At 72.3% G+C, this 16745-nt stretch carries 19 protein-coding genes; 6 read left to right on the forward strand and 13 right to left on the reverse strand.

All coding sequences use genetic code 11. The annotated features are described in order from the left end of the window. Window positions 1-24: 24 nt before the first annotated feature. The 7 genes from QWM81_RS22690 to QWM81_RS22725 all read right to left on the reverse strand — a co-directional run bounded on the left by QWM81_RS22690 (window position 25) and on the right by QWM81_RS22725 (window position 6621). On the reverse strand, window positions 25-276 hold the full coding sequence (locus QWM81_RS22690) for a hypothetical protein (protein WP_290114190.1): 252 nt from the start codon (window positions 274-276) through the stop codon (window positions 25-27). Window positions 277-520: 244 nt separating this feature from the next. Further along, window positions 521-1696, reverse strand: a complete 1176-nt coding sequence (locus tag QWM81_RS22695; protein ID WP_290114127.1) for a MalY/PatB family protein — start codon at window positions 1694-1696, stop codon at window positions 521-523. A gap of 330 nt (window positions 1697-2026) precedes the next feature. Continuing rightward, window positions 2027-3508, reverse strand: coding sequence for an MFS transporter (locus QWM81_RS22700; protein WP_290114180.1), 1482 nt, complete (start codon window positions 3506-3508; stop codon window positions 2027-2029). 482 nt (window positions 3509-3990) lie between these two features. Next, window positions 3991-4362 carry a hypothetical protein gene (locus QWM81_RS22710; RefSeq protein WP_290114128.1) on the reverse strand — a complete coding sequence of 124 codons (372 nt, stop codon included), beginning with the start codon at window positions 4360-4362 and terminating at the stop codon, window positions 3991-3993. Window positions 4363-4489: 127 nt separating this feature from the next. Then, entirely contained in the window at window positions 4490-5482 is a 993-nt protein-coding gene (locus tag QWM81_RS22715; RefSeq protein ID WP_290114129.1) for a DUF3048 domain-containing protein, read from the reverse strand. A gap of 114 nt (window positions 5483-5596) precedes the next feature. Continuing rightward, window positions 5597-6100, reverse strand: coding sequence for a hypothetical protein (locus QWM81_RS22720; protein ID WP_290114131.1), 504 nt, complete (start codon window positions 6098-6100; stop codon window positions 5597-5599). Between the two features lie 209 nt (window positions 6101-6309). Beyond that, the gene (locus QWM81_RS22725) at window positions 6310-6621 is read right to left on the reverse strand and encodes a hypothetical protein (protein ID WP_290114132.1); all 312 of its coding nucleotides are present in this window, start codon (window positions 6619-6621) and stop codon (window positions 6310-6312) included. 41 nt (window positions 6622-6662) lie between these two features. Between QWM81_RS22725 and QWM81_RS22730 the strand changes: the two genes are divergently transcribed. Then, window positions 6663-6833 (forward strand): hypothetical protein, encoded by a 171-nt coding sequence (locus QWM81_RS22730; protein WP_290114134.1) that lies wholly within the window; start codon window positions 6663-6665, stop codon window positions 6831-6833. A gap of 84 nt (window positions 6834-6917) precedes the next feature. On the opposite strand, the gene QWM81_RS22735 is transcribed toward QWM81_RS22730, so the two are convergent. Continuing rightward, window positions 6918-7364, reverse strand: coding sequence for an ATP-binding protein (locus QWM81_RS22735; RefSeq protein WP_290114182.1), 447 nt, complete (start codon window positions 7362-7364; stop codon window positions 6918-6920). Window positions 7365-7624: 260 nt separating this feature from the next. Here QWM81_RS22735 and QWM81_RS22740 point away from each other — a divergent pair, with 260 nt between their 5' ends. Next, window positions 7625-7858, forward strand: coding sequence for a DUF397 domain-containing protein (locus QWM81_RS22740; RefSeq protein WP_290114135.1), 234 nt, complete (start codon window positions 7625-7627; stop codon window positions 7856-7858). Between the two features lie 88 nt (window positions 7859-7946). Then, window positions 7947-8855 carry a helix-turn-helix domain-containing protein gene (locus QWM81_RS22745; RefSeq protein ID WP_290114136.1) on the forward strand — a complete coding sequence of 303 codons (909 nt, stop codon included), beginning with the start codon at window positions 7947-7949 and terminating at the stop codon, window positions 8853-8855. A gap of 260 nt (window positions 8856-9115) precedes the next feature. Here QWM81_RS22745 and QWM81_RS22750 read toward each other — a convergent pair whose 3' ends face one another. The 4 genes from QWM81_RS22750 to QWM81_RS22765 all read right to left on the reverse strand — a co-directional run bounded on the left by QWM81_RS22750 (window position 9116) and on the right by QWM81_RS22765 (window position 12073). After that, the gene (locus tag QWM81_RS22750) at window positions 9116-9928 is read right to left on the reverse strand and encodes an SAM-dependent methyltransferase (RefSeq protein ID WP_290114137.1); all 813 of its coding nucleotides are present in this window, start codon (window positions 9926-9928) and stop codon (window positions 9116-9118) included. 138 nt (window positions 9929-10066) lie between these two features. After that, window positions 10067-11251 (reverse strand): hypothetical protein, encoded by a 1185-nt coding sequence (locus tag QWM81_RS22755; protein WP_353938337.1) that lies wholly within the window; start codon window positions 11249-11251, stop codon window positions 10067-10069. Window positions 11252-11302: 51 nt separating this feature from the next. Beyond that, window positions 11303-11839: a metallophosphoesterase family protein gene (locus QWM81_RS22760; RefSeq protein WP_290114138.1), complete on the reverse strand. Its 537-nt coding sequence runs from the start codon at window positions 11837-11839 to the stop codon at window positions 11303-11305. 15 nt (window positions 11840-11854) lie between these two features. Beyond that, entirely contained in the window at window positions 11855-12073 is a 219-nt protein-coding gene (locus tag QWM81_RS22765; protein WP_290114139.1) for an acyl-CoA carboxylase subunit epsilon, read from the reverse strand. Window positions 12074-12468: 395 nt separating this feature from the next. Between QWM81_RS22765 and QWM81_RS22770 the strand changes: the two genes are divergently transcribed. The 3 genes from QWM81_RS22770 to QWM81_RS22780 are packed head-to-tail and all read left to right on the forward strand — an operon-like array spanning window position 12469 to window position 15357. Beyond that, entirely contained in the window at window positions 12469-13578 is a 1110-nt protein-coding gene (locus QWM81_RS22770) for a type III polyketide synthase (RefSeq protein WP_290114140.1), read from the forward strand. Further along, window positions 13568-14788: a cytochrome P450 gene (locus QWM81_RS22775; RefSeq protein WP_290114141.1), complete on the forward strand. Its 1221-nt coding sequence runs from the start codon at window positions 13568-13570 to the stop codon at window positions 14786-14788. Before QWM81_RS22770 ends, QWM81_RS22775 begins: the two co-directional genes overlap by 11 nt. Further along, window positions 14785-15357 carry a cupin domain-containing protein gene (locus tag QWM81_RS22780; protein WP_290114143.1) on the forward strand — a complete coding sequence of 191 codons (573 nt, stop codon included), beginning with the start codon at window positions 14785-14787 and terminating at the stop codon, window positions 15355-15357. The genes QWM81_RS22775 and QWM81_RS22780 overlap by 4 nt, the downstream gene beginning before the upstream one ends. Before the next feature lie 76 nt (window positions 15358-15433). On the opposite strand, the gene QWM81_RS22785 is transcribed toward QWM81_RS22780, so the two are convergent. After that, complete coding sequence (locus QWM81_RS22785) at window positions 15434-16723, reverse strand: MFS transporter (RefSeq protein WP_435372427.1); 1290 nt, start codon at window positions 16721-16723, stop codon at window positions 15434-15436. Between the last annotated feature and the right edge of the window lie 22 nt (window positions 16724-16745).

A 16745-nucleotide genomic window follows, 5' to 3' on the forward strand; every position in this document is an offset into this window, starting at 1 on the left:
CGTCGTACTGGCCGCCACAGGTGATCAGCCGCAGCCCGGCATGATCGACGTTCTTGTAGACCTCGACGGTGGGGAATCGATTTCGATCTTCACGGTCAGCCGCCTGCCGTCCAGGCTGAGCATCACCGTGCCGTTGCCACCGGAGTCGTTCAGCTGGTCGAGGTCGATCTGGTACGCGGTCCCTTCGGCGGCGGCCGGGGAAGCGCCGGCCGCCGCGAGGCTGAGGGCGACGGGGAGGGCGATGAGTGAGACAAGACGAGTGCGCTGGCTTATCACGATCGTTCGTTCCCTTTCCGGCCACCCCTCGGGGGAGGGCGGCCGCGGTCGTCGGCACGGCGCGTCATTCGGCGTGGTGGTTCGGTGGCCGGCCGCAGGTAGCCGGTAGTACGCGCCGTGCGGGCGCCGTGTTCAACGCGGGCCCGGCCCTGAATACGGCGATGCCCGGCCACGGGGTGCGCGCGTGGCCGGGCGGCGAGGCGGGCGGGCGGGCGGTGAGGCGATCGGGCGGGCGGCGGAGGGATCAGAGGGCGTCGGCCATGCGCCGTACCGCTTCGGCGAGCAGTTCCGGAGAGGTCGCCAGGTTGAGGCGGACATGACCGGCGCCGCCGGTGCCGAAGGTCGGTCCGGAGCTGAGCGCCACCCGGCCCCGGTCGAGGAACGCGGCGGCCGGATCGTCACCAAGGCCGAGCGCCCGGCAGTCCAGCCAGGCCAGGTAGGTACCGTCCGCCGGCCGGTAACGGGCGCCGGGCAGGTGCGTGACGAGGGCTTCGGTGAGGAGGCGCCGGTTGTCGTCCAGGCCGTCCAGTACGGCGTCGAGCCACGCCCCGCCGTCCCTGAGGGCCGCGGTGTGGGCGATGACGCCGAGATGGCTGGGCCCGTGCCCCACCTCGGGTGGCATCGCCGCGAGGTCACCGGCGGCGGCGGGCCCGGCCACCGCGAGCGCGGCCTTGAGGCCGGCCAGGTTCCACGCCTTGGACGCCGACATCACTGAGAAGCCGCCCTCGGCGCCGGGCACGCTCAGGTACGGCACGAACCGGGCCGTACGGGAGACGACCGGAGCGTGGATCTCGTCGGCGACGACCCGTACGCGATAGCGGTCGGCCAGCGCTGCCACGGCAGCCAGTTCGCCGGCGGTGTGCACCGTGCCGGTCGGGTTGTGCGGGCTGCACAGCAGGTACGCGGCGCGCCGGCCGCCCGCGACGGCCTGCCGGAACGCGTCCTCCAGGGCCGTCAGGTCGATGCGCAGTCGCGCGTCGAGGGGCGCCTCCACGATCCGCCGCCGCATATGCTCCACGAACTGGTAGAACGGCGTGTAGACGGGGCAGTTGACGACCACCGCGTCATCAGGGCCGGTGACCAGCTTCAGTATCTCGACGATGCCCAGCATCACGTCGGGCACCAACCGCGTACGCTCCACCGCCAGCGTCTCCCAGCCCCACCGCTCGCTCGCGAACGACGCGAGCGCTTCGGCGTAGGCCGTCCCGGCGGGGTAGCCGGTGTCGCCCCTCTCCACGGCCTCGGTGATGGCCCGGGCGACGGGCTCGGCCAGCGGCACGTCCATCTCCGCGACCCACAGCGGCAGTACGTCCTCGGGATACGCACGCCATTTCACGCTCGTACGGCGGCGAAGCTGCTCCAGGGTGAGCCGCCGGAGCGGATTGGGATGGTCGGGCGAGCCGTGCGCCAAGTCCTCCATGCCCGGTGATTTTAGGCGACGGCCCTCAATGGAGCCGGCTGCCGGGCATGGCTCCACCAGGGTCGTCCGGGGTCGTCCGGGGTCGTCCGGGGTCGTCCGAAAGCGCCGCGGCGTCACTCGTGCCGGTGGTCCGGCCGCGTGCCGTCGCCGGATAACGGCTGCCGTGCGCCAGAGTGGGTGGGTGCGCCGGATCGCACCCTTCGCTCTCGCCGTCCTCCTCGGAGCCACGGGATGCGTGTCTGTACCACGTATCATCGCCGCGTCGCCTCAGCCGAAGCAGTTGGCGTCGCCGGCGGGCGATCCGGCGCCCTTTCCCCGTACCCCCGTTGATCACAGCCCGCCCGGGCCCGGCCCGCCCTTCAGCCGCTCGATGTCCGAGGGGCGCACCTGAATCACCAACAGGGCGATGAGCGCGGCGACGACGGCGAGGATCGCGGCCACGATGAACGCCGCGGAGACGCCGGACGTCAGTATCTCGTCGGCCCAGGGCGGCGGCAGCTCTCCGCTCCGCAGGAACCGCAGACGCTCCGCCGGGGTCGCCTGGGCCAGGAAGCCCGGCACCTGCCTCTCCGCCTCCCTCGCACTCGCCGTTCCGAACACCGTGACCAGGATGGACAGTCCGAGCGAGCCGCCGACCTGCTGGGTGGCGTTGAGGAGGCCGGACGCCGCGCCGGTTTCATGGCGGGGAACGTGGGAGAGCGCCATCAGGGTGAGGGAGACGAACTGCATCCCCATGCCGAAGCCGAAGACGAGCATGGGCCCCAGCACACTGCCCAGGTACGTGGAGTGCACATCGGTGAGTGTGAGCCAGGCCAGGCCCGCCGCCGCGAGCAGCGCTCCCGTGACCATGAACGGCTTCGGCCCGAAGGTGGGCAGGAGTTGCGAGGCGAGCCCCGCGCCGATCGCGATGATGGCGCTGACCGGCAGGAACGCCAGGCCGGCCGCCAGCGGGCTGAAGTCGAGGACGTTCTGCACGAACAGTGTCAGGAAGAAGAACATCCCGAACATCGCGGCCGCGAGGCTGAGCATGATCCCGTAGGTGCCCGACCGGTTGCGGTCCGCGAACATGCGCAGAGGGGTGCTCGGCTGTCGTGAGCGCCGTTCCACCAGGACGAACACCGCCAGGATCACCACCGCCGCGACGAAGGACGCCACGGTCAGCGCGTCGCCCCAGCCGTCCTGCGCGGCGCGGATGAACCCGTAGACGAGCACGACCATGCCGAGGGTGGAGGTCAGCGCCCCGGTGACGTCGAAGTTCCCGGGCCGGCGCTCGGACTCCTTGATCCAGCGGGGCGTGGCGAGGGCGATCAGCAGCCCGATCGGCACGTTGACGAAGAGCACCCAGCGCCAGTCGAGCCATTCGACGAGCATGCCGCCCGCGAGCAGCCCGATCGCGCTGCCGCCCGCGGAGACCGCCGCGAAGACGCCGAACGCGCGGTTGCGCTCGGGGCCCTCCTGGAACGTCGTGCTGATCAGGGCGAGGGCCGTCGGCGAGGCGATGGCGCCGCCGACGCCCTGGAGCGCGCGGGCGGCGAGGAGTTGCCCGGGGTTCTGCGCCAGTCCGCCGAGCAACGAGGCGAGGACGAACAGCAGGATTCCGAAGACGAACACCCTCCGGCGGCCGAGGATGTCGCCCGCGCGGCCGCCGAGCAGCAGCAGACCGCCGAAGGTGAGCGTATAGGCGTTGACCACCCAGGAGAGGTTGGTGGTCGAGAAGCGCAGCGCGCTCTGGATGTGCGGGAGGGCGATGTTCACGATGGTGATGTCGAGGACCACCATCAGCTGGCACGAGGCGATGACCAGCAGGGCCATCCCGTTGCCGCCGCCGCGCCGGGGGGTGGCGGTCCTCGGTGTGGGGGTCGGCCGGGGTGCGGTCACGTCGGGGACCTCTCGCCGGAGGGTCAGCGGACGGCTCCGGCGCGTCGGCGGGCGCTGCGCCGGGCGCGTCGGTCCACTGTTCGACGGTAAGTCCGGGACGTGGCCGGGACCAGTCGATCAAGGGCATACGCTTCGCGGGCCCGTCAGTGGCGTCCGGTGGCCCACGCGTGGCCGGTCACCGTCGGGACGCGCGGCTCGATCGCGCGCCCACGGGGCGTCCTCCGGCTCCACGCCGAACTCGGCGGCGAGGGCGTCGACATCGCGTACGCGGAGGTACACCAGCGCGTCGTGGCGGGCACCGCGCTTGTCGTGGACAGGGTCAACCGCGCCCTGCCGCGGGCGACTTCGACGAACGCGGGGAGGCCGGGTTCGAAGCGGGGCTCCCGCTGCCGGCGTCCGCAGCCGCCCCGGGGCGGTCACATGAGGTGGACGATGCGGCGTGGCGCGAACAGATGGCGGGCGCGGTGTTCGCGGCCGAGCTCTTCCGTCATGGCGGCGGACTGCCCCAGTCGCCTGTCGAGGGCCGCCCGGTCCTGGTAGTCGGCGCACCTCGTGCAGTCGTCGCTGTAGGGCGGTACGTGGGCGAGGTGTTCGGCCACGATGTGCTGGGCCAGCCGGATCTGCGCCGGTACCGAGCCGTTGGAGCCGTTGTCCACGCCGTTGCGGGGCGGCGGTTCGTCCGCAATCGCCTTCATCACCGTGTACGTCTCGACGCAGCCCTCGCATCCCCACATCCAGGCGGGCGGGATGGGCCAGTCGTCCTCGCTTCCGCGCGGGTCGTCGTCCATGGCGGCACCGTAGCGGCGCCGGGGTCTGCGCCGAGTGGGATCGACGGTTTCCGCCCACCGAAAGGCCGGATCGTGGTGTCGTGGTCCCACGACGCCACGACGTGACCGCCAGAGGCGTGAGCGGGGGTCAACGGGCTGTCAGGACGACCCAGACCTGGCCGGGGGCGAAGTTGAGGGGCTGTCCGGAGGGGGTGGTGAAGGTGGTGCCGCCGTCCGCCGCGGGCCGGCTCCACCTGGCCTCGTGGCTCTTGCCGTCGCGCAGTACGAGCGCGGTGCCGGAGCCCACGGTCTCCGTGTACGGGGAGACGTTGCCGCCCCGGTCCTGGAACCTGGAGGGCCGCACCTCGACCTTCTGCACCACGACGGTCGGGGCCCCCAGCCGTCCGTCGTCCGTGGTCCGCGCGGGCGCTCCGTCCATGGCCACCAGCCACCGCTTGTCGCTGTCCGACCAGGTGAAGGTGAAGCGTGCCGCCGGGAAGCGCACGGTGTGCTCGTTCACCTGCGTGCCCCCCGCCGGAGCGGCGCCGAAGCGGAAGCCGATGTCCTTGGAGTCGTCCGCGTCCGGTGCGGCGGCCAGGGCCCGTTCGGGGCGGAGGTACAGGTTGTGCGGTGCCGGGCGGTCCCGGTCCCGGACGTACGCCCCGGGGGCCTTCTCGGGCGGCAGGGGGAACAATGGAGCCGCGTTGATCAGAGGCTTCAGCTTCGACTGGACGCCCGAGTAGGCGAGGGCGGGGCGGCCGAACTGGCGCAGCAGCTCCAGGTCGGATTCGCGTGCGCTGCGCACCGGCCCCACACTCGCGGGCCGCTGCGACGAGAAGACGGCGAGGAGCCGGCTCTGTCCTGCCTCGACCTGCTCGACGTAGACGATGTCCGCCGCGTCGAGGCCGGTGTGCGGCCGCGCCGGACGGACGTTGTCGATCTTGACGGCGAGCACCGGGGCGGGGTCGGCGGGCAGTCCGGTGAAGGGCGACACGCCGGCACGGGCCGGGCTGGTCGGGCTGGTCGGCGGTCGGCGGTCGGGCTCGGAGCCCGAGCATCCGAAGAGGCCGGCGGCCATGGCGGCGGACGCCACCGCGGCGACGACCGCGCCGGCCGGTCCCGATCTGCGTCTTCCACTCATCGGCCCAGCTCCCTGCCTCAAGTGGACCACGAAAAGCGGCGCCGAAACAGAGGCGGAAACGGGTCAATGACGGCCGGCGGTCCGCCGCTCACGCAGGGCCGGGGCAGCCGTATGTCAGCTCATCGCCCCGGCGCTCCAGAGGGAGTACGCGACGACACCGGCCACGCACAGCAGCACCACCCAGGAACCGAGGCTCGTGTGCCGCCCTTTTCCCTGTCGCCCCTCCCTCTGCTGCCCCTTCCCCTGTCGCCCCTGACCCTTGCTCCCGGATCCGCGGGCCTTCCGCGGGCGCCGGGGCGCCGACACCCCCGCGCTCCCGGCGGTGGCGTCGGCGGCGGTCTCGGCGAGCAGGCGCCGGCACGCCGCGGCCAGCTCGGTCGTACCGGCGGTAAGCGGCACGATCGTCTCGGACCGCGCCGGGGCGGTGGTTCCGCCGTCGAGGATGCGGCCCGCCCGGATCAGGACCTCGTCGCGGCCGGCCGAGGGCGCCAGGCTGATCCAGCGCTTGACGTGCTCGCCACGGATGACCACGCCCCCGGAACGCTCCCGGTAGACGGTGTGCTCCCGCCACAGCACGCCCGCCAACTCGCCCGCAGCCTCCCGCAGTTGCGCACTCATGCGCCGCCCCCTCCTCCGTACGCCGATTGAAACAAGCACCGCACTCTAACGTCAGGTACACACCAAGCACGACGCCGGGGGGCGTGCCCGTGCATCGGGAGACCGCGGCGGCCGTGGTGCACGCCGCCGACCACGTCGATCCCGCCGAGCGCCCCCCGGCCCGGACACCCGCCGTTTCCCCTGTTCGGCTGACCCCGGGCCCGCGCGGCTCACACGTCGTGGCCCTGGGCGGCGAGCCATCGGTGGACGGCCGTCTTGTCGGCGACGCTGATGCGTACGGGACCGCCCGGGGCCGGCCCCTCGTCCTTGTTGAAGCCGGTGTCGGTGACCCGGGCGGTGACCCAGTCGGCCAGTTCCCGGGCGGCGTCGGCGGACAGGCTGCGCCGCTCCCAGCCCTGCCGGGCCTCCTGCGCGGCGCGCGCGTCGTGCCGTGCCGCCTCCTCCAGCCATACCGGTACGAGGCGTTCGACGACCTGCTCGTCCGCCGGGGAGCCGGAGTGTGCGTCTGCGGATTGGTTCATGCGGTGATGTGTGACCGGTCGCGCGCGCCGCCATTCCACGGTTGCGCCGAATCGGTAGCTCTGCCATCGGGCTCCGGCAACCGGAGCTGCGGCAACCGGGTGAACTCGGGCCGCGCCGCTCGCCCGCCGTGGCGGTCAAGGGTGACAGCGCCCTGTCGCACATCCTGGAGGACGTCATCTCCGAGAACCTCTCGGCGTCCGTCCGGGACTGATTCGAGCGAAACCGATCCGCATGGCGGTGGCGTCGTGCGGACCGTCCCGGCGGCCGTGAGCCGCCACCGGCAGGGGTGGTGCGACTAGCTGTGGCCGGGGCCCGAGGCGCCGGGCAGGGAGAGGGCCGCCCACACGGTCTTGCCCCGTATCGGCGCCCGGTCCCAGGACCAGGCGTCACTCAGCGCGCCGACAAGGGCCAGGCCCCTGCCGCTCCCCGCCCCGGCGTCGGCGTCGCGCGGCCGCGGCGGGTCGGGGCTCGGGTCGGCGACGGCGCACACCACGGAGCCGGGGTACTGGAAGAGCCCGAGCCACACGGGGTACTCGTCGGTGACCGGCGAGAACGGCGCGACGGCGTGCTGAACGGCGTTGGTGACGAGCTCGCTGACGACCAGCGCCATGTCCGGAACCAGCGCGGGCAGCGCCCATGAGGTCAGGGTCGCTCGCACGAACCCCCGCGCCTCCCTCGCACTCCCCGGGCAGCCGCCGAGGCCACACGCGGCGAACGCACCGAGCCCCGCGTCGGGCGGCAGGCCACCGCCGCCGTCACGCGCGGGCGGCGCTTCCCCGTCACCGGTGAGCCAGGGCGGGTCACCCCGCCTGACATCCGTACTCGATAAGGCCGACATATGAGCCGTCACTGGGCATGTCCCCTTGCACGCTTCGGTGTTGGACGCTGCGGCAGCCGATCTGGAACGAGTATCGTCGGGTGTGTCGCCAAAATGCAATTGCATCTGAGATTGCATTCACGGGCGACGCGAACACCTGGACGAAAGCGGAGGGGTTGGTGGGTATGGAGTTCTCCAACGGCATGCGGGCCGGAGCACTGAACGCGGTGACGTGGACCAAGAGCAGTCACAGCAACGCCACGGGAAACTGCGTCGAGTTGGCGGCCCTTCCCGACGGGAACGTGGCCGTCCGCAACTCCCGTGACCCGCAGGGGCCGGCGCTGATCTACACCCGTGACGAGATCGCGGCCTTCGTGGCAGGCGCCCGGGACGGCGACTTCGACTTCGTACTCGGCTGAAAAAAGACCACGCGAGCGATACGGCGCCTGGTTCGCGTGGCCGGGTGCGGGATACTGTCATGTCCTTTCAGTGAGCAGGAGCGCCCCGATGGCCGCAGCGGAACGAAGCACGTCGTTGTTCGTCCGGCCTCTGGGGGCGGTCGAGAACAACCCGACCGCCCTGAGGCTGATTCTCGGCGGCAAGCTGCGCGAACTGCGCGTCAGCGCCGGACTCGACCCGGCGGACGTCGACACACGTCTGGGCTTCTCGCGGTCGAAGACCAGCCGCCTGGAGCTCGGCCGGCACGGCTGCAAACCCGCCGACGCCCAGGCCCTGTTGCGTCTGTACGGGGTGGAGGACGAGGAACTCGTGGCGGAGTTCCAGCGGCTCGTGGCCCAGTCCCGCCGGGCCGACTGGTGGAGCTCCTTCAGTGACGTCCTGTCCGACTTCTTCACCCCGCTGGTCGCGCTGGAGGGAGCGGCCGCGATCATCCGCACGTACGAGCCGTTCTACGTGCCGGGCCTGTTGCAGACTCCCGCCTACGCGCGTGCGGTGATCGAGTCGGGGCCCGCCCGCCTGCTCGCGCATGAGGTCCGGCGCCGGGTGGATCTGCGCCAGGAGCGCCAGCATCAGCTCGACCAGCCGGACGCGCCGCGCCTGTGGGCGGTGATCGACGAGTCGGTCCTGATGCGTACGGTGGGCGGACCGCGGGTGATGCGCGAACAACTGGAGCACCTCGCCGCGATGATGCGGCGTCCCCGCGTCACCGTGCAGATCGCACCGCTGGACGTCACCGCGTCGGTCGGGGTGGGAACGGGCGTGACCTATCTGCGGTTCGCGCTCGGCGACCTCAAGGACGCCGTCTACATCGAGCACTTGACGGACAGCACGTTCAGCCAGAAGCCCCAGGTCGTCGAGCAGTACCGGGACATGATGGACCGGCTCGGCGCGTGTGCGCTCACACCGGCGGATTCCCTCGCGCTGCTGCATGAGCGCCTCCACGCCTGCGGCCGCTGACGCGGCGCGCGGACGCGGGACGCGGGACGCTGACGCGGCGCGCGGACGCGGGACGCGGACGCGGGACGCTGACGCGGGACGCTGACGCGGCGCGCGGACGCGGGACGCTGACGCGGGGCACGGACGCGGGACGCTGACGCGGCGCGCGGACGCGGGACGCTGACGCGGGGCGCGGACGCGAGACGTGGTGTTGCGGCACCGGGGCCGGACGCGGGTGAGCCCGTCCGGCCCCGGTGCCACGAGCCATGGGCGGCGGGACGCTAGCGGACCCGGCCCACGCCGCCCCACTCGACCCATTCGTCGGTCTGCTGGGTGGGGGCGAGGTCGTTGTCCGGTCGCCACGTCGACACTTCCACCAGGCCCGGTTCGATGATCTCCAGGCCGGTGAGGAACTGGGTGACCTCGTGCTCCTCGCGCACCCGGCCCCAGTGCCCGCCAGTGGCCTCCGCCATGAAGTCCGTCACGAACTGGCGGATCTCCGGACGGTCGCTGACGAGCTGGCACACCACGAGGAAGCTTCCCGGTACGAGCCTGTCGGCGACGCGCCGCACCAGAGCGGCCGGGTCGTCCTCGTCCGGGATGCAGTGCAGCACCGACACGAACAGGGCCGCCACGGGCCGGCTGAAGTCGATCAGCCGGCGGGTCTCCTCGTGCTCGAAGATGCCCTCGGTGTCGCGCATGTCGGCCTGGATGACGGCGGTGCGGTCGTTCTCGTCCAGCAGAGCGCGGCCGTGTGCCAGCACGATGGGGTCGTTGTCGACGTAGACGACGCGGGAAGCGGGGTCGATGGCCTGGGCGACCTGGTGGACGTTGTCCTGGGTGGGCAAGCCGGAGCCGTGGTCGATGAATTGGCGGATTCCGTACTCCGCGGCCAGCACGCGCACGACCCGCCGCAGGAAGTGGCGGTTGTTGACCGCCAGCGCCTTGGTGCTGGGCACCTGCTTCAGCAGGATTTCGCAGGCCTCGCGGTCGGACGCGTAGTTGTCGCTGCCCCCCAGGAAGTAGTCGTACATGCGCGCCACGCTGGGCACATTCGTGTCGATGGCGTCAGGGCTCCACAACTCGCGTGCCATTTGGTCCTCATCCCCGTGTTGGCCGTCGGATCGTACGAGAGGCACATCGTAGGGACGGGCGGCGCGGCGGGAGGGGAAATGCCGCTGATGAGGCGCCGCGCGGGGCCGCTTTCAGCCACCGCTCATGGCATGGCCTGCTCAGGCTGGGAGGGCGGGGCCGGCGGTGTCGTGCCAGCGTTCGAGCCGGCGTTGCAGCACCTGGAGGGCACCGCGCTGGCGTCCGGGGACCAGGCGGCGCAGAGCGATCAGGGAGGGGGCCAGGGCGCGGGCCGTTTCGGGGTCGTTCAGTCGCTCCCACTGGTGGTGGGCGCGGTCGACGGCGCCTTCGACGTCGGGGTCGTCGCGGGTCTGCTGCCGCTCCAGCCGGGCCTGGGCGGCGGTCATCCACAACCGGCAGCTCTCCGCCGGGTCGCCCGCCAGGCGGGCGAGGTCGGCCCGTACCTCCGTCCAGTGGATCGCCTGGAGCGAGCCGGGGCCGTGCGTCTGGCGGGCGTGCCGCTCCCAGGCCGCGGCGGCTGCCGCCGCCTCCTCGTGACGGCCGGCCTGGGCGGCGGCGAGGATCGCGGGCAGCGCGTCGGTAGCGGTGTACGTGTCCGTGGGGGCGGCGGGGGCCGGGGGCACCGGGGACACGAGGGACGGCACGGGTGCCTGCGGCGCGACCGGGAGGTCGGTGGCGAAAACGAGGGCGCCGTGGCCGCCGGGCTGCGCGCTTGACTGCGCGATGGCCTGCGCGTGCAGGTCGCTGAGCGGGGGCCGCGCCCCGCTGCGCCAGATGGCGGCGCACGCCTTGAGGTAGTCGGGGGCCAGGATCGTACGGCGCCCCGGCGGCGGGACGACGCGGCCGTAGAGGCGTACCCCGTGGCAGAGGGCCAGGGGCGCGCGGTCGGTGGCCAGGTGCTGCCAGGTCTGCTCGTCGGCGGCCAGATCGACGACCACGGTGGTCGTGCCCGGCCGGCGCAGCTTCAGCTCTCCGGCGATCCAGTGCCACGGAAGGCCGGTGTAGCGCAGGGTCGAGGGGGCCGCACGGGCGAGGGCCAGGTGCGGCAGGCGCTGCCTGGGGTCGAGGTGGAGCTGCCCGGTGATGTAGAGGGACAGCGGGCCGGGCGCTGCGACGACGGCCCGCAGCCGGGTCAGGACGGCCTGGGGGTCGAGCGGGTCCGCCAGCTCGACCAGCGTCGCGGCCGCGGTGCCGGTCAGCGCGCCCGGAGGCACGGCGGCGAGCGCGGGGAGCACGCCCACCGCGTCGATCAGACGTCCCTTGCCCATGGGAGCCGCCGCCAGCAACAGCGCGGTCCCCGCCGCGTCCTCCCTGTCGATCACCACCCCAGAACCGTATCCGTACCGCCCCGTCCGGTCCGAAGGGGGGCGGAAACCTCACCGGTCGCGGGAGGGCGCGGGCGCTCCGGCCGTCGTACGCGGCGGCAGGCGGTGGAGCCGGACCTCGGTCAGCCGACCGCCGGAGACGGCGGCGGTCATGTACGTGCGGTAGGGCTGGCGCCTGCGGTCGGTGGGCGAGCCGGGGTTGAGCAGCCGCAGCCCGCCGGGCGCCGTGGTGTCCCAGGGGATGTGGCTGTGGCCGAACACCAGCACGTCCAGGTCGGGGAAGCGCTCCTCGCAGCGGCGTTCGCGGCCCTGGGCGGGACCGGTCTCGTGGACGACCCCGAACCGCAGCCCGCCGAGCTCGGCGCGTGCCACTTCGGGCAGGCGGGCGCGCAGCTCGGGGCCGTCGTTGTTGCCGTGGACGGCGAGCAGCCGCCTGGCGCGGGCCTCCAGTAGATCCAGGGTGGCGACGTCCACCCAGTCGCCGGCGTGGATCACCACGTCGGCTTCCTCGATGCCCGCCATGAGTTGCGCGGGCAGCTCTCTGGCGCGTGTGGGCACGTGCGTGTCGGAGGTCAGGAGCAGGCGCACGGCGGGGCCGCCCGGTCAGCGGTGGTGGTGGGGCGGGACGGCGAGCCGGGCGCGCCAGGAGCCGGAGGGCGGGTGGGCGCGCCAGCCCCGGTCCCAGTCGGCCCGGCGCGAGGCCGGGCGGGGCCGGTGGCACTCGGCGGCGCGTTGGCAGGCGAGCGCGGTGAGTACGGCGGTGAGCGCCGCGAGTTCGGTGGCGTTCGGGCAGCCGTGGACGATGCGCAGGTGGTGGGGCATTCGTTCATGGTCCGGCTCCCCTCGGCGCGGGGCAGCCGCTGTTCGCCCATCCGGGCGCACGGCCCGGTCCCGGCGCCTTTCCGGCGGGCTTCGGCAGCCGGGAGCCCCGAGCGGCACGGGAGCCCCGAGCGGCACGGACCCGGGTGGCGCGGGGCGGGCCGGACGGCCCCGTATTGCTCCTTATGGGTGACACGGATGCGCACCCCGTCCTGCGCTGTTGTTGCGCCGCCGGATCGGCGTGAGCCCCGTACGAACGCGATGCCGCCGGTATTCCACCGGGTGGGGAGGGCGCCGTGTCACCGATTTGACGTAAGGGGGCGGGAATTCCTCGACGCGCGCGACGAGCGCCGCTCCGGGATTCTTTGAGGTGCAATCGCGACGAAAGGGCTTGACTCATGGCCACGTTGTGCAGACCGGCGGTCTCCGTTCCGGAGCATGTGATCACCATGGAGCAGACGCTGGACCTGGCGCGCACCATCCACGCCGACCACCCCCAGCTTCAGCTGGCCTTGCGTCTGATGGAGAACACCGGCGTGCGGAAGCGGCATCTCCTGCGGCCGATCGAGGAGACGCTCCGACACGACGGCTTCGAGATACGCAACCAGATCTACGAGGCGGAGTCCAAGGCCCGGGTGCCCGCCGTGATCGAGCAGGCGCTCAAGGACGCGGAGCTCCGTCCCGCGGACATCGACGTGATCATCTACGTCTCCTGCACGGGTTTCATGATGCCGTCACTCACGGCGTGGCTGATCAACACCATGGGCTTTCGCGGCGACACCCGCCAGGTGCCCATCGCCCAGCTCGGCTGCGCCGCGGGCGGTGCGGCGATCAACCGGGCCCATGACTTCTGCACCGCCTATCCCGAGGCGAACGCGCTGATCGTGGCATGCGAGTTCTGCTCGCTGTGCTACCAGCCCACCGACCTCGGTGTGGGCAACCTGCTCTCCAACGGCCTGTTCGGCGACGGCGTGGCGGCCGCCGTGATGCGCGGCCGGGGCGGTACGGGCGTGTCGCTGGAGCGCAACGGCTCGTACCTGGTGCCCGAGACGGAGGAGTGGATCGCGTACGACGTGCGTGCCACCGGGTTCCACTTCAAGCTCGACAAGCGGGTGCCCGGCACCATGGAGCCCCTGGCGCCGGCCCTCAAGGAACTGGCGAAGCAGCACGGCTGGGACGCGTCGGACCTGGACTTCTACATCATCCACGCCGGTGGTCCGCGAATCCTGGACGACCTCAGCAAGTACCTGGGCGTGCCGCCGGAGGCGTTCCGCTTCAGCCGGGCCACGCTGACCGAGTACGGGAACATCGCCAGCGCCGTCGTCCTGGACGCGCTGCGGCGGCTGTTCGACGAAGGAAGCACCCATCACACCGCACGCGGTCTGCTCGCGGGTTTCGGCCCGGGCATCACGGCCGAGATGTCGCTCGGCCGCTGGAGCGTCGCCGACCGCGTACCCGATCACGTACCCGACCGTGCCCTGGTGGAGGAACCGACCCGTGCTGGATGAGACGACCACAGCCGCACTGCCCCCCGTACGCCACTGGCCCGCCCTCGACCTGTTCGGGGTGGAGTTCGACCCGGTGCTCGCCGAGCTGATGCGCGAGGGACCGATCAGCCGGATCAAGCTGCCCAACGGGGACGGCTGGGCGTGGCTGGTGACGCGGTACGACGACGTCAGGGCGGTCACCAACGACCCCCGCTTCAGCCGGAAGCTGGTCGTCAAGAACGACGTCACCCGGCTGGCCCCGCACTTCATCCCCGTCGACGGTGCGGTGGGCTTCGAGGACCCCCCCGATCACACCAGGCTGCGCCGGGCGGTGGCGCCCGCGTTCACCACGCGGGGCGTGGAGAAGCTGAGGGAGCGGGCCCGCGCGCTGCTGGACGAGCTCGTGGACGAGGTGCTGGTGGACGGGCCGCCGGCCGACTTCACCGAGCGGCTGCTGGCGCCGTTCCCGCTGGCCGTGGTCTGCGAGCTGATGGGCGTGCCCGCGATCGACCGGCCGAAGATGCGCGAGTGGACCGGCCTGATCCTGTCCTCCGCGCAGGGTGCCGAGCGCAGCCAGCGGGCCAAGGAGGACATGTGCGACTACTTCGCCGACCTGCTGCGCCAGCCGCGCGACGGCGACAGCGACGACGAGGGGGTCATGGGGCTGCTGGGCACCGCCGTGGCGAACGGGGAGATCACCGCCTCGGAGGCGGTGGGCCTGGCGCTGCTGATCCAGATCGGCGGCGAGGCGGTCACCAACAACTGCGGCAATATGCTCTTCATCCTGCTCACGCACCCCGAGCACCTGGCGCGGCTGCGCGAGGAGCCGGCCGTGCGGCCGCGTGCCATCGAGGAGATGCTGCGCTACATCCCGCACCGCAGCGCCGTCGGTCTGTCCCGCATCGCCCTGGAGGACGTGACCGTGGCGGGTGTACGCATCCGGGCCGGCGATCCGGTCTACGTCTCGTACCTGGCGGCGAACCGCGACCCGGACGTCTTCCCGGACCCGCAGACGCTGGACTTCGACCGGGAGCCCAATCCGCATGTGGCGTTCGGGTACGGGCCGCACTTCTGTGTCGGTGCCATGCTCGCCCGGCTGGAGACCGAGCTGCTGGTGGACGCCTTCCTCGACCGGTTCCCAGGGCTTCGCTTCGCCGTCCCGGTGGAGGAGGTCCGGTTCCGCCGCGGTGCGCTGATCCGCGGGCCCGAGTCGCTGCCGGTGACCTGGTGACCGCGCACCAGGGGGCGCCGGCGTCCCTGCTGGCCGAGGCCCCCGACGGCCTGCTGGTGCCGACCGGGCACGGCCGTACGCTGCGGGCGCCCGCCCAGCAGGTCACCTTCAAGGTGACCGGTGAGCACTCCCGGGCGGCGTCCAGCTTCGAGGTGATCGTGCCTCCGGGTTTTGACGTCGGGGCCCATGTGCACGCCCGCAGCGAGGAGTTGTTCTACATCCTCGAGGGCGAGCTCGACGTGCTCGCCTTCGAGCCACGGGTCCGGACGGGCGACGACTGGCGGCACTGGGAGTCCCTGTCCGGCCGACGTACCGTCCTGGCCACGCCGGGCACGGTGATCGTGGTCCCGCCGGGCTGCCCGCACGCGTTCGCCAACCGTACGGACAGGCCCGCCAAGATGTTCTTCCAGGCGTCCCCGCCCCCGGATCACGAGCGCTACTTCGAAGAGCTGATCGAGATCCTGGACCGGCCCGGGCCCCCGGACCACGCGGCGATCTCCGCGCTGCGCGGCCGCTACGACATCGAGCAGATCACGCCACTGCGGCACGACGCGCACCGGGAGCCATGAGCCTTGGGCCGCCGGCGGGCGGGGGGCGGGGGGCGGCGGGCGGCAGGGCGTCCGTTGGCGGAAGCGTGGATGTCGGTCAGTCCAGTTCCTTGTGGGCGCTCTCGGGCAGCCGCAGGTACACGGCCACGGACACCAGGCACAGGAGGGACACGTACCACGGGAACAGGCCCGGTCGGCCCAACTCCTTGAAGAGCGTGCCCACGTAGGGCGCCGTCCCACCGAAGAGCGCGACGGTGAGGGAGTAGGGGAACCCGATCCCGGCGGCCCGCACGCGCGCGGGGAAGATCTCCGCGTTGACGGCCGCCGAGATCGAGGTGAACCCGGTCAGCAGGACCATGCCCGCGCACTGGACCAGCAGCAGCGAGCCGAAGGAACCGCCGATCGAGCGCAGCAGCGGCACGCTCAGCAGGGCGAAGCCGACGCCGAAGAACAGCAGCAGCGGTTTGCGGCCGTAGCGGTCGGACAGGAGTCCGCCGAGCGGCTGGAGCAGGGCGAAGAAGGCGAGCGAGAGCGTGCCGGCGAGCAGCGCGTCGGCCTTGTCGATACCGGCGTTGAGCTCGGCGTACGTGGGCAGGTAGGAGGTCCAGGTGTAGTACGCGATGGTGCCGCCGGCCGTGATGCCGCAGATGAGCAGCGATTCGCGCGGGTGGCGGCGCAGCGCGTCGAAGAGCCCGGGGCGGGGCTGGGCGGCGCCCTCCCCGGTGAGGCGGAGCGTCTCCTCGGCTCCGCGCCGGATCCAGAAGCCGACGAGGCTCAGCACCGCTCCCACGAGGAACGGCACCCGCCAGCCCCAGCCCTCCATCTGTCCGTCGCCGAGGCCGCTGACGAGGGCCGCGGCGATACCGGAGGCGGCGAGCTGGCCGATGGTGGTGGAGACGTACTGGAAGCTGGAGAACAGACCGCGCCTGCCCGGCCCGGCCGACTCGACCAGAAAGGTGGTGGACGCGGCGAACTCACCGCCCACTGAGAGACCTTGGAGCAGCCTGGCGGCCACGAGTATCACCGGGGCGAGGATGCCCACGGAGGCGTACGTCGGTGTCAGGCCGACCAGGAGGCTACTGCCGCCCATGAGGAGGATGGTGGCGGTCAGGGCGACGCGCCGGCCGTGCCGGTCGGCGACGGCCCCCATGAGCAGCCCGCCCACCGGCCGCATGAAGAAGCCCACGGCGAACACGGCGAAGGTGGACAGCAGGGGGACCAGGGAGTTTCCGGAGCTCTTGGGGAAGATCTGGCCGGCGATATACGTGGCGAGAAAGGTGTAGGCGTACCAGTCGTACCACTCCACGGCGTTGCCCACCGAGGCGGCGAGCAGTTGCCGGACGGGGCGGCGGGCGTGAGCGAGAGTCTGCGTCATGATCACGGCCATCCCCGCGCCGGCCGCGCCGCAC

The organism is Streptomyces ficellus, from assembly GCF_030406405.1.
GTDB classification, from domain to species: Bacteria; Actinomycetota; Actinomycetes; order Streptomycetales; family Streptomycetaceae; genus Streptomyces; species Streptomyces ficellus_B.

Coding starts and splice junctions, on each gene's coding strand:
- QWM81_RS22720 (WP_290114131.1), bottom strand. CDS start 6,100: ATGAGTGCGCAACTGCGGGAGGCTGCGGGCGAGTTGGCGGGCGTGCTG.
- QWM81_RS22740 (WP_290114135.1), top strand. CDS start 7,625: ATGGAGTTCTCCAACGGCATGCGGGCCGGAGCACTGAACGCGGTGACG.
- QWM81_RS22710 (WP_290114128.1), bottom strand. CDS start 4,362: ATGGACGACGACCCGCGCGGAAGCGAGGACGACTGGCCCATCCCGCCC.
- QWM81_RS22725 (WP_290114132.1), bottom strand. CDS start 6,621: ATGAACCAATCCGCAGACGCACACTCCGGCTCCCCGGCGGACGAGCAG.
- QWM81_RS22745 (WP_290114136.1), top strand. CDS start 7,947: ATGGCCGCAGCGGAACGAAGCACGTCGTTGTTCGTCCGGCCTCTGGGG.
- QWM81_RS22785 (WP_435372427.1), bottom strand. CDS start 16,723: ATGGCCGTGATCATGACGCAGACTCTCGCTCACGCCCGCCGCCCCGTC.
- QWM81_RS22695 (WP_290114127.1), bottom strand. CDS start 1,696: ATGGAGGACTTGGCGCACGGCTCGCCCGACCATCCCAATCCGCTCCGG.
- QWM81_RS22765 (WP_290114139.1), bottom strand. CDS start 12,073: ATGCCCCACCACCTGCGCATCGTCCACGGCTGCCCGAACGCCACCGAA.
- QWM81_RS22715 (WP_290114129.1), bottom strand. CDS start 5,482: ATGAGTGGAAGACGCAGATCGGGACCGGCCGGCGCGGTCGTCGCCGCG.
- QWM81_RS22750 (WP_290114137.1), bottom strand. CDS start 9,928: ATGGCACGCGAGTTGTGGAGCCCTGACGCCATCGACACGAATGTGCCC.
- QWM81_RS22770 (WP_290114140.1), top strand. CDS start 12,469: ATGGCCACGTTGTGCAGACCGGCGGTCTCCGTTCCGGAGCATGTGATC.
- QWM81_RS22700 (WP_290114180.1), bottom strand. CDS start 3,508: ATGGCCCTGCTGGTCATCGCCTCGTGCCAGCTGATGGTGGTCCTCGAC.